At 37.4% G+C, this 14,129-nt stretch carries 17 protein-coding genes and 1 pseudogene; 2 read left to right on the forward strand and 16 right to left on the reverse strand.

The window, feature by feature from the left end; genetic code table 11:
• Positions 1–24: 24 nt before the first annotated feature.
• Positions 25–1,623, forward strand: coding sequence for a sulfatase (locus BMY56_RS12140; RefSeq protein ID WP_091624569.1), 1,599 nt, complete (start codon positions 25–27; stop codon positions 1,621–1,623).
• A 57-nt stretch (positions 1,624–1,680) separates the two neighbouring features.
• Positions 1,681–3,255 (forward strand): sulfatase family protein, encoded by a 1,575-nt coding sequence (locus BMY56_RS12145; protein WP_091624571.1) that lies wholly within the window; start codon positions 1,681–1,683, stop codon positions 3,253–3,255.
• 25 nt (positions 3,256–3,280) lie between these two features.
• On the opposite strand, the gene BMY56_RS12150 is transcribed toward BMY56_RS12145, so the two are convergent.
• From BMY56_RS12150 to BMY56_RS12230, 16 genes and pseudogenes are all read right to left on the reverse strand, one after another.
• Positions 3,281–3,523: a hypothetical protein gene (locus tag BMY56_RS12150; RefSeq protein WP_091624574.1), complete on the reverse strand. Its 243-nt coding sequence runs from the start codon at positions 3,521–3,523 to the stop codon at positions 3,281–3,283.
• A gap of 136 nt (positions 3,524–3,659) precedes the next feature.
• Entirely contained in the window at positions 3,660–3,857 is a 198-nt protein-coding gene (locus BMY56_RS12155; protein ID WP_091624576.1) for a hypothetical protein, read from the reverse strand.
• A gap of 646 nt (positions 3,858–4,503) precedes the next feature.
• Positions 4,504–4,797, reverse strand: a complete 294-nt coding sequence (locus BMY56_RS12160; RefSeq protein ID WP_091624578.1) for a type II toxin-antitoxin system RelE/ParE family toxin — start codon at positions 4,795–4,797, stop codon at positions 4,504–4,506.
• Positions 4,794–5,021 carry a type II toxin-antitoxin system ParD family antitoxin gene (locus BMY56_RS12165; protein WP_091624581.1) on the reverse strand — a complete coding sequence of 76 codons (228 nt, stop codon included), beginning with the start codon at positions 5,019–5,021 and terminating at the stop codon, positions 4,794–4,796. The genes BMY56_RS12160 and BMY56_RS12165 overlap by 4 nt, the downstream gene beginning before the upstream one ends.
• Before the next feature lie 135 nt (positions 5,022–5,156).
• Entirely contained in the window at positions 5,157–5,504 is a 348-nt protein-coding gene (locus BMY56_RS12170) for a DUF6730 family protein (RefSeq protein WP_317040625.1), read from the reverse strand.
• Between the two features lie 4 nt (positions 5,505–5,508).
• The gene (locus BMY56_RS19075) at positions 5,509–5,613 is read right to left on the reverse strand and encodes a DUF6730 family protein (RefSeq protein ID WP_317040621.1); all 105 of its coding nucleotides are present in this window, start codon (positions 5,611–5,613) and stop codon (positions 5,509–5,511) included.
• A 93-nt stretch (positions 5,614–5,706) separates the two neighbouring features.
• On the reverse strand, positions 5,707–6,477 hold the full coding sequence (locus BMY56_RS12175; RefSeq protein ID WP_245737213.1) for a relaxase/mobilization nuclease domain-containing protein: 771 nt from the start codon (positions 6,475–6,477) through the stop codon (positions 5,707–5,709).
• A gap of 5 nt (positions 6,478–6,482) precedes the next feature.
• Positions 6,483–6,779 carry a mobilization protein MbpA gene (gene mbpA, locus BMY56_RS19080; RefSeq protein WP_091624587.1) on the reverse strand — a complete coding sequence of 99 codons (297 nt, stop codon included), beginning with the start codon at positions 6,777–6,779 and terminating at the stop codon, positions 6,483–6,485.
• A gap of 159 nt (positions 6,780–6,938) precedes the next feature.
• Positions 6,939–7,538: a toprim domain-containing protein gene (locus BMY56_RS12185; protein WP_218144566.1), complete on the reverse strand. Its 600-nt coding sequence runs from the start codon at positions 7,536–7,538 to the stop codon at positions 6,939–6,941.
• Between the two features lie 1,132 nt (positions 7,539–8,670).
• Positions 8,671–9,534: a phospholipase A gene (locus tag BMY56_RS12200; protein ID WP_091624594.1), complete on the reverse strand. Its 864-nt coding sequence runs from the start codon at positions 9,532–9,534 to the stop codon at positions 8,671–8,673.
• 135 nt (positions 9,535–9,669) lie between these two features.
• Entirely contained in the window at positions 9,670–10,182 is a 513-nt protein-coding gene (locus BMY56_RS12205; RefSeq protein WP_091624597.1) for a VOC family protein, read from the reverse strand.
• Between the two features lie 119 nt (positions 10,183–10,301).
• A complete protein-coding gene (locus BMY56_RS12210; protein ID WP_091624599.1) occupies positions 10,302–11,198 on the reverse strand; it encodes a 3-hydroxyacyl-CoA dehydrogenase in 897 nt (298 codons plus the stop codon).
• A gap of 7 nt (positions 11,199–11,205) precedes the next feature.
• Positions 11,206–11,629 (reverse strand): annotated as a pseudogene (locus BMY56_RS12215) (organic hydroperoxide resistance protein).
• 61 nt (positions 11,630–11,690) lie between these two features.
• Positions 11,691–12,674, reverse strand: coding sequence for an NADP-dependent oxidoreductase (locus tag BMY56_RS12220; protein WP_091624601.1), 984 nt, complete (start codon positions 12,672–12,674; stop codon positions 11,691–11,693).
• Between the two features lie 13 nt (positions 12,675–12,687).
• On the reverse strand, positions 12,688–13,119 hold the full coding sequence (locus tag BMY56_RS12225) for a DoxX family protein (protein WP_091624604.1): 432 nt from the start codon (positions 13,117–13,119) through the stop codon (positions 12,688–12,690).
• Positions 13,037–14,128, reverse strand: coding sequence for an alpha/beta hydrolase (locus BMY56_RS12230; protein ID WP_091624605.1), 1,092 nt, complete (start codon positions 14,126–14,128; stop codon positions 13,037–13,039). Before BMY56_RS12230 ends, BMY56_RS12225 begins: the two co-directional genes overlap by 83 nt.
• Between the last annotated feature and the right edge of the window lies 1 nt (position 14,129).

The following is a 14,129-nucleotide window of genomic DNA, read 5'->3' on the forward strand; positions in this document are numbered from 1 at the left end:
AAATTATCATCAAAATCATAAAGTATGAAATTGCCCTATATCTTTTTAACAACAGTTTTTCTTATTTTTTCTTCTTGTCAAACTAAAAAAGAGGAAGATTCGAAATCAGAACATGAACAACGACCAAATATCTTGTTCATTTTAGCAGATGATTTTGGTTTGGAGGATATGAGCTTTGTCGGCAGTACATATTATGAAACTCCTAATATTGATAAGTTGGCATCTCGAAGTATGGTATTTACTCAGGGTTATGCTGGTAGTAGAGTTTGTAGTCCTTCTAGAGCTACTATTATGACCGGTAAGTTTACTGCCCGTCATGGAGTTACCAATTGGATTGGGGAGAAGTTTGGAGAAGATTGGCGTTCTATGGGTAGACATGATAAATTGTTGCCTGCAGATTATGTGCATAATTTACCAAAAGAAGACATTACGATTGCAGAGGCACTTCAAGATAATGGGTACACTACTTTTTTTGCAGGTAAATGGCATTTAGGTGATGAAGGTTCTTATCCTGAGGATCATGGGTTTCAATTTAACAAAGGAGGATGGGATAAAGGTAGTCCTATGGGTGGCTATTATTCCCCTTTTGATAATCCCAAATTAGAAAATAAGTATGACGGTGAAAATCTTTCTATCCGTCTTGCAAAAGAAACCAATGATTTTATTACTATGCACAGAGATAGTAGCTTTTTAGCTTTTCTATCTTTTTATGCGGTTCACGGACCTATAGAGACCACTCAAGAAAAATGGAATAAGTATCAGCAAAAAGCCATAGTAAATGGTATTGCCAATGATGGATTTACAATGGAAAAGAAATTGCCAATCCGAGTTACTCAAGATAATCCAATATATGCCGGATTGGTTGAAACCATGGATGACGCCATAGGGTTGGTTTTAGATAATCTTGAAAATCTTGGATTAGATAAAAACACGATTATCATATTTACATCTGATAATGGGGGTGTTTCTTCAGGCGATGCCTTTTCAACTTCCAATTTACCTTACAGAGGTGGTAAAGGATATCATTGGGAAGGTGGTATTCGAGAACCTTATTTAATTTATGTTCCCAACCAAACATCCGAAGGTATGGCAAGTGACTATCCGGTAACAGGTGCAGATTTTTATCCAACTATTTTAGATTATGCTAATATTGAATTAAAGGCTGAGCAACACAAAGACGGAATCAGTTTAAAATCTTTGATAAATGAAGGAGCGCTATTGCCGGAAAGGCCCTTATTTTGGCATTACCCACATTATGGAAATCAAGGCGGTGATCCTTCTTCGGTTATCAGAAAAGGAGATTGGAAATTGATTCATTATTATGAAGAAGATGCTGATGAGTTGTATAATTTGGCAGTAGACCCATATGAAAGTCAAAATCTGGCAGCTAATAATTCTGAATTAACCGAAAGCCTATATGAAGAATTGAAGAACTGGCTTATTGAAGTTGAGGCAAAATTTCCTGAAAAAGAAGAAAAATTTGATGCAAAAAAGCGTTTGGAGTATGATAAAAAAATAGTAAATGAACTTTTACCTAAACTAGAAAAAGAACGATTAAAATTGTTAGAAAAGGACTACCAACCCAATAAAAATTGGTGGGGTAGTAAAACTACTAAAGATTAGTTTTTTGTAATCGAACCAATTATTAGAGCTATACATTTCCCATACTTATATAAAGATATGAAGCGAATATGTTTACAATTTAGATTTTTTGTTACTCCTATACTATTGATACTTTTAGCTATGGTAATAGGTTGTAAAAAAACAGATAAAAAGGAAGGTGCATCATTAGAAATGAAAAGTCCCAATATTATTATAATCTATGCTGATGATTTAGGTTATGGTGATTTAAGTTCCTACGGTGCTACTGAGATTAAGACCCCAAATATGGATAGACTGGTAAACGAAGGGATAAAGTTTACCAATGGATATGCATCTTCAGCAACGTGTACACCCAGTAGATATGCACTATTAACAGGCGTCTATCCTTGGAGGAACAAAAATGCAAAAATCCTTCCTGGTACTGCCCCGTTATTAATTGACACGACCCAGATGACGGTAGCTAAATTATTAAAGCAAAACGGTTACAAAACAGGTATTGTTGGTAAGTGGCATTTAGGCCTAGGTAATGGTCAAGTAGATTGGAACGGTCATATAACACCCGGCCCTAATGAAGTAGGATTTGACTACAGCTATATTATGGCTGCTACACAGGATCGTGTACCTACAGTTTATATTAAGAATGGAAGAGTTGAGAATCTTGATCCCAATGATCCAATTGAAGTTAATTATGATGAAAATTATGAAGGACAACCAACCGGCAAAGACAGTCCTGAACTTTTAAAGATGAATTGGCATCACGGGCATAATAATACAATTGTAAATGGTATTCCCCGTATAGGCTTTATGAAAGGTGGAGATTCAGCCAAATGGATAGATGAGGAAATGGCACCACAATTTTTAGAAAAGGCCAAAAATTTCGTTACCACCAATAAAGACCAGCCCTTCTTTTTATATTATGCTTTACAACAGCCTCATGTGCCTCGAACGCCAGCACCAGAGTTTGTAGGGAAGTCTGGAATGGGTCCAAGGGGTGACGTAATTTTGGAAGCGGATTGGTGTATTGGTCAACTGTATGCTACGTTAGAGGAACAAGGTCTTCTGGCAAATACACTAATCATTTTTACAAGCGATAATGGTCCGGTATTAAATGACGGATACTATGATGATGCCGTAGAGAAAATTGGGAACCACACACCATCGGGACCTTTAAGAGGTGGTAAATACAGCCTTTTTGAAGCTGGGACAAGGGTGCCTTTCGCAACCTACTGGAAAGGAACTATAGCACCGCAGATTAGTGAAGCATTAGTTTCACAACTAGATTTTTTAAGTTCTTTAGCATCATTAATAGGTGATGATTATAAAGGTAAGGACAGTGAAAATTTCATGGATGTTTTCTTAGGTAAAAAGAATGTTGGTAGGGAAAATCTAATATTAGAAGCTACTTCAAGAACGGCATTACGCTCTAAAGATTGGATATTGATCCCTCCATACAAGGGTGCTCCTATAGCCGAACAGGTTAATATAGAATTGGGAAATAGTTTAGATTACCAGCTTTATAATCTTTCGAATGACATTGGGCAAACTACAAATATTGCCAATACAGAACCTGAAAAATTACGTGAGATGATTAAAATTTATGAATCCATTAGAGGTACTGTGGACTCTCCAACAGAAACTTTAGAATTGAAATAATTGTTGAGTTGAAAGTTTGATACTTTTAAGGTAAATTTAATTTGAAGTACCTATGAACCAACAGATGTATTGCATTTTCGTATTTTATAATCTTTAAATAGGATGCTAGTAGAAAAATGCCTCCAATAAGCTGAACATATTCAAATGTTTTTGCATAAATTTCTTTATCGGCATCATCTGAAGTATCATAGTTAACACCCCATTTCTTTTTTTTTCTCTTGACACAAGAAGCTCCTGAAAGTCTATTGATATTTGAAGGTATGTACAAACCAAGTAAAGTATTTGTCCAGCTTCAGTTATTATTGCATGTAATTGGGCTGCAATCCCGATTTTGGTTCGAAAATTGGCTATTTATTTTTGTGTTTTTTTAATGTGGTACTTGTTTAAAACGTATAATAAAGTTGTTAGTCTTTATTTTTCTTATGAAACAACTTATCCCACAAATGATACATAACCATAATGGTTGTAATTAAATATAACCACCATCCATAATAGCTAACAGAAGCAATCACTTCTAATAGTATCAACAAACCACCAAGACCTAAAACTAGACCTACCAAAACCTTCTCAAAGAACCCAATCCTAAATCTATCCTTACTCATGTATATCAATTAGCATTGGCGTGAATGTAGTCAACTAAACAGGATATTAAAAAGAGTAGGGGAAATATAAACGCTGTTCAACACATCCCCAACAAGCTCTGCGGAGTAACATAGCACCACCTGATTTCTGAAAAAATGTTAAAACTCAGCAGAGTAGTAGGCAATTTGCTACATCATTTCCCCTTATGTCTCAAATATGATTTAAAAACGATAGCTAGGTACAATATCGGTACAAAAATGTGCTAAAAAACGCTAAATATTGCACAGTGCTACAAAGCCTAATTTATGAAAACTCATATATTATTGAGGTTTACGGGTATTTTGTAAGTATAGTTTTGTGATGTTATTTGCCGATACAGTATCTTCTTATCCCCGTAAACATTGTGGTAGGGGCGTCTGAGGTGGAAAATAGGTGAACACTTTTGCTTTCCTTTAGTCGGATAATGATTTCAATGATTATTGTTTTAGGTCTTCCATGGAGTAATGAATACTCTCATATTCTTCGATAATGTCTGAAATTCTCAAAAACTCTTTAGCCAAAGGATCATCCAATGGTGTATTGTCATCGACCACATCGATTAACTCTTCTAGACGCAGGTTTGCTTTGACGTATTTTTATATGTAATAGCTTTTTCCATTTAAAGTTTCATTTCAGGTGCTTTGGAATATCACTTCGACCATGCAAAACTCGGACAATACGAATGCGATCTGGTAAAATTCGGTAAAAAATGATATGGGATACATGCGGAAGACTATATAATCCAACTTTTATTTCATCCCTTTGTTTGCCTATGTCTGGATTTGTGGTCAACGCCTCAAAATACTCTCGTAAGCCCTCTAAATATTTTGTGGCCTGTGAATGCCCAAATTTATGGATTCCAAAATCATAGATTTCTTGAAGGTCATTTTTGGCGGCTTCAGCAAGAACGAATCGATTCATTGAGCTTGTTTCCTAGAAGCTATGATATCGTCAACGCTTATATCGCTGTCTGGGCCGTTCCATCCTTTTTCAATCTCGACCCTTAAATCTGCGATTACTTTATGGCGGTATATCTGATGCAATCGAAGTGCATCACGAATTACCTCACTATTGTTTTGATACTCCCCAGAATCGACCTGTTTGGAGATATATTCCTCTTGTTTTTTAGTAAAACTAATGTTCATGTCTTTAAGGATTAGAGCATAAAAATAATAAACTTATCTATATTTAGCAAATATGGATACAATAAATATTGGCTTTACGTGTCCATTGAAGATTTGACTTCCCAAATCTTACCCAAAAACCGGATAGGGCGCACCCTACTTTTTGCTTTTGGGTTCTCGCCATTTTTGGTAAAGCTCGACTGCCTCTGGGCTGGCCTCGAAGAAAGCCCTGAAATGCCCGACCGTATTTTCTTCTCCCTGTCCATATGCTTCTTGCTTTATATCGGAGATTCGTGAAACTTTATAAACGGAGAATCCCAAAACCAAAATAATGCAGACCAATAACCCCACGAACAACCGTATTGCCCATTTCGGAATAGTCATGGATTTTTTAATGTAGTAGACCACGTTCGCCATCAATTTATGTTGGTCTTCGATCGCTTTCATTTGGTCATCATTGTATCGCCTTAAGATAAAATCAATGTCTTTCGTGTCGGGCTTGATCTTGTCAGTTCATCAAAAAAGTTTGCATCTTCTCCATGCGGCTGATCGAGTTTTCGAATTCCTTTATTTCTTCGGTCAACAATTCCGCTATTTCGTCCAGTTTTGCCATAATCTTAAATTTCCATTCCTAATCCTATCGATTTCTTAACGGCCATTGTAATTGTTTTTTTAGCGATTGTAACTGCCAAGTTGGGCGATACCCCTACCGTCTTGCAAACATCGTTAACGTATTTTCTTTGGCCATTTTTTGAACATCATTTTTATCAAACCCGATCCGTTCCGCTATTCGTCCCATTGACATGGAACGGTGTACTGCACTTCCCTTTAGGTTCCGGTCCATGTATTCGAAGCGGAAACCTCGCAGCTGATTCGATTTATTGATGCTTGGAATGACCTTTACATCATTTTGTTTCATGTATTTGATATACTGGTCAAAATTTTTGGGCTTCATTTCGACAATAACCTTCTCATGGACCTGCTTTATTTCCTGGCGTATATTCATTACTTCGTTCAATTTTTCCTGTTGTACTTCCCTTACCGTGGTCAAACCCATTTGCTGGGCTACTTTTTCTGCCGCCTGCTGGCTCCGTTTCCCAATGTAGCTGTCCTTGTATGCCTTGCCGTCAAAACCGATGCGGTTGACGTATAAATGGATATGCCGATGGTTTTTATCCTGATGCACAAAAGCGATCGCCTGGCGTTCCTGTAGTTTCATTTCCTTGATGAACCTTTCCGTAATTTCCTTCAGTTCATTTTCTTTCAATCCCTTTCCATCTTCTATCGTGGGACTAAGGACGAAGCTCAAAGTGTACTTTTTACACAGGTGGTTCTGGGATTGTATGATCTTGAATTCCTGTGTGATCTCTTCGGGATTGTCCCCTGCCAGATGTTCGCGATGGACCACCTGGGCATCTTTCTCCTCGTTCCATCCGTAACCCATGGAAGCTCCCGTATGCGATATGGATTTTCCCATGCCTATCATTTCTTGAAATTATAAAGATGTTCCCGTATCTCGTTTGCCAGTTGTATCACTTCATCGGCCATTTCCGGATTCCGTTTTCGGTACATATTCCCAATACGTTTAAAGTTAATCTGATATTTAACAAGCAATTTGTACACAGCGATCTGTTCATCGGAAAACCGTTCTACGATCCGATGGTCGAAGGCGGCACGGCGACAATATTCGCTTATGGAAAGTCCGCTCTTTTTGGCCTTGATCTTGAGCAGCTTCTTCTCATAAATGGAACATCGAAATTGTACAAATTCCTTTTTCACTTTAGGTTTTTTATCTTTTTCAATCGAAGGTTACTTTGATAAATCATATATCAAAAACCCGACTAACAGTTCCCATCCTTTTGCGACCAACGGGAGCAAAAGCAAGATTTGTCATGACAATGACACATCTTGAATTCTTACTCAGACGCATTTTTACGCCTACCTTCCGTTTCTTCTTTTCCACATTTCATTTATATCTTTATATAAATAGGATTTATCGATACATCCTCTATGGTTTTGTATCAACCATTCCGTAGCTTCATTTCCTGCCTTATCGTTGTCGAGATACAATTCAATATGTTTGAACCGTTCGTTAAATTTCATGGCTCTTTTTAGAAAGGACAGCGAGTTTAAAATCAGGAAAGACATGTTCTCGTGACGGAAGTTGGTGACAGTCAAAAAATCGAACAATCCTTCCGTTACCACTAGCTGCATACATCCGTTTGAAAAATAGGTAATGTCCTTTGGGGAAGAGGAACTCTTATAGTACCTATTGCGAAGTTCCCAACCACCGGAATCGTTCCGTAGTCCGATACCGAAATAGTGGTTTCCTTTCCGTGAGTAATGGACTTCCTTACAATATTTATTGGCGGTTTCCAGCGTTATGCTCCGCTCGTTTAGGTAAGCTTTCAACCCGTAGTGCCATATAGGGAGGGTACTTTTTATAATGAAGCCATCGTTCTTAGGTGGTTCAAAAGGTTGCGGTTGAAAAGAAAAAGAGGGCAGTATGTTGGAAAGGAAGTCGAGCGCATCCGTCAAACGGCAGTCGTAAAGCCGGACGACCAGATCGAGGGTGTTCCCACCGAAGCCCGACCCATGGTCGAACCAAAGGTTCTTGATTTTCGATACTTTGAAAGAGGCTTGGGTCTCTCGCCGGAACGGGCTTAGGAACCAAGCTTCTTTCTTCGTTTCCCTGCGGGGAAAGTGCCCTGCCTTTGCCATCGTTTTCACGATGCAGACGGCACAGGCTTTTTTCCAGCATATTTCTTCCCTTTTCATCTGCGCTTGTTTTTAAAGGTGTAGTTGAGGGCCTCGGTCTCGATTTCCAATCTTGACATTCTACCGTTCTGAAGAAGCCAAGCGTTGAGTTTGGTCTTTTCAAAGAAAAGCATCTTGCCATTGGGTTTTGAATGGGGTATATTTCCAGAGGCCGGCAATTTGTATAGTTAGCTTCTCGATATTCCGGTATAGACGCAAGTTTCCTCAAAGGTGAGTACTTCCTTATTGGCTATTAAAAGCCGTTCCAAACGATCAAGTCGTTCGAGGATTAAATAATTGTCCATTTGTTTCTTTTTAGGGTTACGAAATGAACAAAAGCGCTTTTGTTTTCTTTTGAAGAATTCCTTGGATAAAGGTAAAATAACGGAAGGGGTAAAGCTTGATATTTCGTTTTTAGTTATTCATAAAAATCTGATAAACAAATACGTACATCAAATCAATTCATATGAAACCATATAAAATTGAATAAAATAAATTTGGTCTCAAATGAATTCTAATGAAACCATTTGGTTTTTATCAAAAATGGGAGAATGTTGGGTTATCAACAATTTAAAATTGTTAAACACAAAAATTTCAGTTTAAAAAGGGTCAATTATATTGTTTTAGGCGCAGTCCATAACATAAACGTCTTGAAGAAAATTTCCATTCTTATGATGAATACTGTCCTTTATGTTGTTCGTTTTAAGAGGCTAAAAATTACGGACAAGCAGCCCAGATATTGATATTTTAACTAGACTCAATAAGGGTAGATTCTTTAAATTCATTAGCATATCAACTCCAATAAGGTCAGAAACTAATTTGCGGATAATTGTTAATTTAAGCGGTCCCTCGATTCAATTGGTAAAAACTTGAAGGTGTATCATACAAATTGGTTGGTTCGACAACCCACTTTTTACAAATTTCGTTTCAAAATATTCAGTTCGTTAGTTTTAATAACATAACCAACACGCACCATTGAGGTGAATTGCTCGTAATTTATCAGGTTTTCCGCATGACCCACGAACCATTCCAACATAATATATTGGTTAGATTTGCTCTTGAAAGGTCGATAATACAGGCGTGTTCGTAACATTCCCTTAAAATCCCACATCAATCCTTTCCTTAATTTCATTTCCAAACTAAGCTTATCAGGTAAAAAATCATGTGAAGCGGTAAGCTCTCCAAGGCCTACATAATCCAAAAGGTCTGTATTGCCGCTCTTGTATCCAAAAGGCACCCAACCCTTGATTGTTACAATTGTTTTAGAACTAATAGCCGTTTTGTATTCAAGACTGAATCTGTTCCAACTTCTGGAAAAAATACTGTCCCTACCATTGGATTCATGCTCAAAATTAAAACTACCTATACCTCGTAGCCTATCATTCTTGTCAAAAAACGCTCTGCCGACCCCAATTGTGGGATTAAAGTTGATTTCCTTAAAAGGATACGATTCTTTATAGATATCCCAAAATGCTTTTTGACTATAAGTAAGGAATAAGTAGGTGTCCCATGGCAAGACACTTCTGCTTATCATCTGTTTAAAACTAATCTGGTATTTGGCATTAGCGGTACTGCTGTTTATAGTTTTGTTGGTTGGGACTCCGGTAATAAAATAATTGTCTTTGTGAATGGTAAAAGAAGGTATTCGTTGCATTGAATCCTTAAAGGCCGAACGCTTTAGGGTCTGTCCTTGCAACTGAAAGCTTGAAATAGCAACTATAGTCAGAGCAATTATAGTTTGGATGGAAATCAAGCGTTTATGTTTTATTACAGTCATATTGCGTTTAATTGATGCCGTACATTCAAATAAAGATTTGAAAAAGTACCGTTTTTTTTAATGACAACACTTAAAATTGTTAGCTGCGGTCCCTCCGCTTTTAGAAGTGCTCTAGATGGTACTATTGGTTACTATTTACTCCGAATAGGCACCGGATGAATACGTCAGTTCATAGCTATGCGTATAAATCTCGAACACGATGCCGAACGGATCTTCTACGTAGCACATTTTGTATGGCTTGTCATTGGGATAATACTCCCTAATAAGCATCCGCTGTTTACCTCCAGAGGAAACTATTTTTTCTACCAAGGCTTCGATATTTGGATCTTGAATACAGAAATGGAAAAGTCCCGTATCGAATGGGTTGAATTCAGGAGCCTCCTTTACGCCATGGGGAAAGGAAAACAGCTCTATTCCTATACCGTCCGAGGTGGACATATGCGCTATTTCAAACTGTTCCCAATCGTCCCCAAACACATCTATGCACATTATGCCTATGGCCGTATCGGATTCTTTTTTAACTACAGAGGGCTGCATGATAACGTACCAGCCCATAACATCTTTATAAAATTTTACTGCCTTTTTTATATCCGGTACTGTAATTCCGATGTGCGAAAATGATTTTGGATAGGTCATTTTATCTTTCATAATCTATTATTTTAAACTGTTATTATTTGTATGTGATTGCGAATTCATCTTTCAAATTGCATACTTTTTCAATCTTTTTAGCATAACGCTATTACAAGTCTTCTAACAATGCCAGAGTATTATTTGAGAAAGTCAGCGTGTTTGTAAGAAGGATTAGGGTATTTATAAAAACCTTCTCCAGTAGACACTCCTAATTTTTTTTCATCAATAAATTTTTCTTTAATGTATGCTGCGGTTTTAATTTTGATGGGGTCTTTTGTTTTTTCAGCAGTCATTTTACTAACGTTATAAAAAGTTGTGATACCCACAACATCAATCATAGCGAAAGGACCCGTGGGAGAACCAGTTGCTTTCATCCAAGTTTTATCTATCGTTTCATAATCGGCTACTTCTTTTATAATTAAATCGGTTGCTGTAAAAAAGAAAGGCACCAACATTGAATTTATGATGTAGCCAGATTGCTCTTTATTTAAAGGTAGCGCAAGCATTCCAATAGCTTTAGCAAAGGCAACAACATCTTTGAAAACGTTAGGGTCAGTACCAGGATGTCCCATAATTTCTGCCGTATTATGCTTCCAAATACTATTTGCAAAGTGCAATGCTAAAAATTTTGAGGGTCTTTTAGTTGCTTTTGCAAAATCACTTGGCAGAAGCGTAGAAGAATTGGTTGCAAAAATGGTTTTTTCGGGAGCTACTTTTGCTAATTGTTCGTAAAAACTAGTTTTTATTTTTGGATTTTCAGGAACAGATTCAATTACTAAATCGGCATCTTTTACAGCTTCTTTTAAGTCTGAAGTATAACTTAAGTTTTCAAGTGTCTGGTCTAATTGTTCTTGAGTTGCATTTAAATCTGTTTTGTATGCTTCACTCAATATGCTGAATTTTGATTTAGCTTTTTCTAAAACTTCATCATTAATATCGTAAACCATTACTTTAAATCCGTGAAAAGCGGTTTGAAAAGCGATTTGGTATCCTAAAACACCGCTTCCGGCTGTAGTTATATTTTTGAAATTCATAATTTTTCTATTTATTGGTTACTGTTAATTTTACTTCAATGTTACCACGTGTAGCATTGGAGTAAGGACATACTTGATGTGCTTTTTCTGCCAATTCCTTTGCTTGTTTTAAGTTTACTTCTGGTATATTTACCTCTAATTCTGCCGCTAAACCAAAGCCACCGTTTTTGATTCGGCCGATGCTTATTTTTTGCATTTACGCTTGTTTCGCCTGTCTCTATTACGCCTTGTGTAATAACTAAGTTTAAGGCATTATCGAAACAAGCTGAATAGCCTGCTGCAAAAAGCATTTCAGGATTGGGGTAGTCGTCATTTGCGCCACCCAATGCTTTTGGACTTCTTACTTCAAGGTCTAAAACGTTGTTTTTACTTTTTACATGGCCGTTCCGACCACCTGTTGCAGTTGCTTCTGCTGTATATATTGCTTTCATTTCTAAAATTTTTATTAATTAATAGGTGTTAAATTGATGTTCAGCTTAATTCTTTATCTGTTTAAACTAAACTTATAATCACCTTTCCTTGTGCTCTTCCAGTAGCCAAGTATTCATAAGCATCAACGCCATCCTCGAAAGCATAAATTAGGTCGACTACGGGCTTGATTTCACGGTCTTCAACCATTTTACTGATAAGTTTCAACTGTTTAGCATTAGGTTGCATCCATGTAAGTTTGTAGGTAGCGGATTTCTTTTCAATCAGTTTCGATAACTGTTCGGGCAACTCGTAATCCGTCATACCCATTTGCTTTGCCGTGTCTTGGTCAGGAGGACCTACTATGGTAGTCACCCGTCCCCCTTCTTCAATGATTTCAAAGGCTTCATTGGTGTACTCATCCCCTAGCGTGTCAAAAACGATATCCAGATTTTTTGCAACGGTTTTATAGTCTTCCATTTTATAATCAATGACACGGTCTGCTCCCAAAGCTTTCACCCAGTCTACATTTTTGGTACTTGTTGTCGTATAAACAATGGCGCCTTTAGCTTTGGCATACTGAATCGCAAAACTACCTACCCCACCAGATCCTGCATGGATTAGAACCCTGTCATTTTCTTTCAAACCAACGCGTTCCAAAGCCTGAATAGCTGTGAGGCCCGCCAATGGCAGACCAGCCGCTTCTTCAAAGGAGCTATTTGTTGGTTTCTTGGCAACAACATCACTATTGATGGCCACATATTCCGCGACCGTACCCATTTGTTCTTGCGGCACTCTAGCGTATATTTCGTCGCCAACTTCAAAATTACCTACGTCCACACCCTTTTCAACCACTATACCGCTAACATCAAAACCAATGGTACATGGAAATTCTAAGGCAATCATCTCCCTCAAGTGGCCTTCAACCAATTTGTAATCGATGGGGTTTAGCGATGCTGCCTTGACTTGAACTAGAATATCATTCGATGTTATAGACGGTTTTTCTATCTCGTTGATGGATAAACTGTCTTTAAGAGCTCCGTATTTTACTATTTGTAATGCTTTCATGCTTTTTATGTTTTTAAGTTAACGTTCTGTTATTTCTCCATGCCTGCCATGAACCCGCCGACCATAACACCCAAGCAATCAGGACTGGTTGGAAGAAGAGTCGGATCAATCGGGTCCTATCCGAATCAAGTGATCCAAACGCATCTTTTCCATCCAAATATTGAGCGATATTACCAGGGAATACCAGAATAAAGAATAGCGCCAATGCCCATCCAACGTTCACACGTTGCTTTTTCCATAATAGTAAGGCCAGACCTAGGCTTATTTCAACAATTCCGGATAAAATAACCACGAGGTCCTTGCTTAGTGGCATCCAATCCGGAACCTGGGCTTGAAAATCTATCCGGTTAAACGTTAAGTGGCTATATCCGGCAAAAATCATAAAGAGGGCCAATAAAATTCTGAAAATGTTCTGTGTTAGTGTTGTTTCTACTACTTTTTTCATAAGATATATTGTTGTGCGTTGTTTGTGTTGATTTAAAATTTATGCTCACCCATTCAAACATTTTTTTATAGACATTTTCCCCAATCGGCTTTTTTGAAAGTATTAAATCATGCATGCCATTTTCTATTTCGCAAATAGTTACGTTTCCTTTGATTTTATTGGCATAATGTCTTATATGGTCAATATTCAATACCGCGTCTCCCTCTTTTAGTTTCTCGGACCAGTGGTTTTGGTAGATTGATTTATCACTATGCATCACCAATATCGGCACATCTACAACGAGTTTATTTTTTAAGTTCTCTTGTGCTTCATGGATAGCACTGATGAAACCTAGATTTATCTTGGGTATATCATGAGGTTTCCATGCAAGGGAATACTCCCATTCCCCATATTTGTCCTGGTGCAAACTATGGCCATATAGTTTTGAAAATCCTCCTGAAACAGTTTTGTTAGGAAAATACCTGCCAAGAAAAGACAGTATCGGGATTCCCATCTTTCTCTCAAAATCATTTAAATTGAATTCATAAAACGGACTATTGCAGAGCACACCATGAAAAAGAGTACTATTTAGATGATTCACGGCATAATTCGTTACAATAAGACCTCCTGTAGAGTGCCCCATTAAAATGACCTCCTTGTTTTTTTCCGATTTAATGATTTGTAAGGCCATGTTTATTTCTTCATCATATTCCAATAAAGACCGTACATTATTAAGTTTTTGATGGCTTAGATATGACCGCCCGTACTTGCGTAAATCCAAAGCATAAAAATGAAATCCATTTTTATTATATCGCTTGGCTAGCTCTTTTTGAAAAAAATAATCATTAAAACCGTGCACATATAAAATGGCCTTGTTGGACATGGTATCTAACTTTCGCCGTATTAGCGTAGCCACTACTTCGCCTTCATAATCGTCAGGAAAGCATAAGGTTATGCTCTCAAACCTATCATCAAGTATATCTGTTACATAAGTAGTGGCAGTATTTTCAATGAATTTAAAGTCCTGCATT

The sequence above is a fragment of the Maribacter orientalis genome (assembly GCF_900109345.1).
Taxonomy (GTDB): domain Bacteria; phylum Bacteroidota; class Bacteroidia; order Flavobacteriales; family Flavobacteriaceae; genus Maribacter; species Maribacter orientalis.

What these genes read in the sequence shown, in the direction of transcription:
- BMY56_RS19075 (WP_317040621.1), bottom strand. Translation starts at nt 5,613, where the DNA reads ATGGCAAAACTGGACGAAATAGCGGAATTGTTGACCGAAGAAATAAAG.
- BMY56_RS12140 (WP_091624569.1), top strand. Translation starts at nt 25, where the DNA reads ATGAAATTGCCCTATATCTTTTTAACAACAGTTTTTCTTATTTTTTCT.
- BMY56_RS12230 (WP_091624605.1), bottom strand. Translation starts at nt 14,128, where the DNA reads ATGCAGGACTTTAAATTCATTGAAAATACTGCCACTACTTATGTAACA.
- BMY56_RS12210 (WP_091624599.1), bottom strand. Translation starts at nt 11,198, where the DNA reads ATGAATTTCAAAAATATAACTACAGCCGGAAGCGGTGTTTTAGGATAC.
- BMY56_RS12220 (WP_091624601.1), bottom strand. Translation starts at nt 12,674, where the DNA reads ATGAAAGCATTACAAATAGTAAAATACGGAGCTCTTAAAGACAGTTTA.
- BMY56_RS12155 (WP_091624576.1), bottom strand. Translation starts at nt 3,857, where the DNA reads ATGAGTAAGGATAGATTTAGGATTGGGTTCTTTGAGAAGGTTTTGGTA.
- BMY56_RS12145 (WP_091624571.1), top strand. Translation starts at nt 1,681, where the DNA reads ATGAAGCGAATATGTTTACAATTTAGATTTTTTGTTACTCCTATACTA.
- BMY56_RS12175 (WP_245737213.1), bottom strand. Translation starts at nt 6,477, where the DNA reads ATGGGAAAATCCATATCGCATACGGGAGCTTCCATGGGTTACGGATGG.
- BMY56_RS12160 (WP_091624578.1), bottom strand. Translation starts at nt 4,797, where the DNA reads ATGAATCGATTCGTTCTTGCTGAAGCCGCCAAAAATGACCTTCAAGAA.
- BMY56_RS12205 (WP_091624597.1), bottom strand. Translation starts at nt 10,182, where the DNA reads ATGAAAGATAAAATGACCTATCCAAAATCATTTTCGCACATCGGAATT.
- BMY56_RS12165 (WP_091624581.1), bottom strand. Translation starts at nt 5,021, where the DNA reads ATGAACATTAGTTTTACTAAAAAACAAGAGGAATATATCTCCAAACAG.
- BMY56_RS12225 (WP_091624604.1), bottom strand. Translation starts at nt 13,119, where the DNA reads ATGAAAAAAGTAGTAGAAACAACACTAACACAGAACATTTTCAGAATT.
- BMY56_RS12200 (WP_091624594.1), bottom strand. Translation starts at nt 9,534, where the DNA reads ATGACTGTAATAAAACATAAACGCTTGATTTCCATCCAAACTATAATT.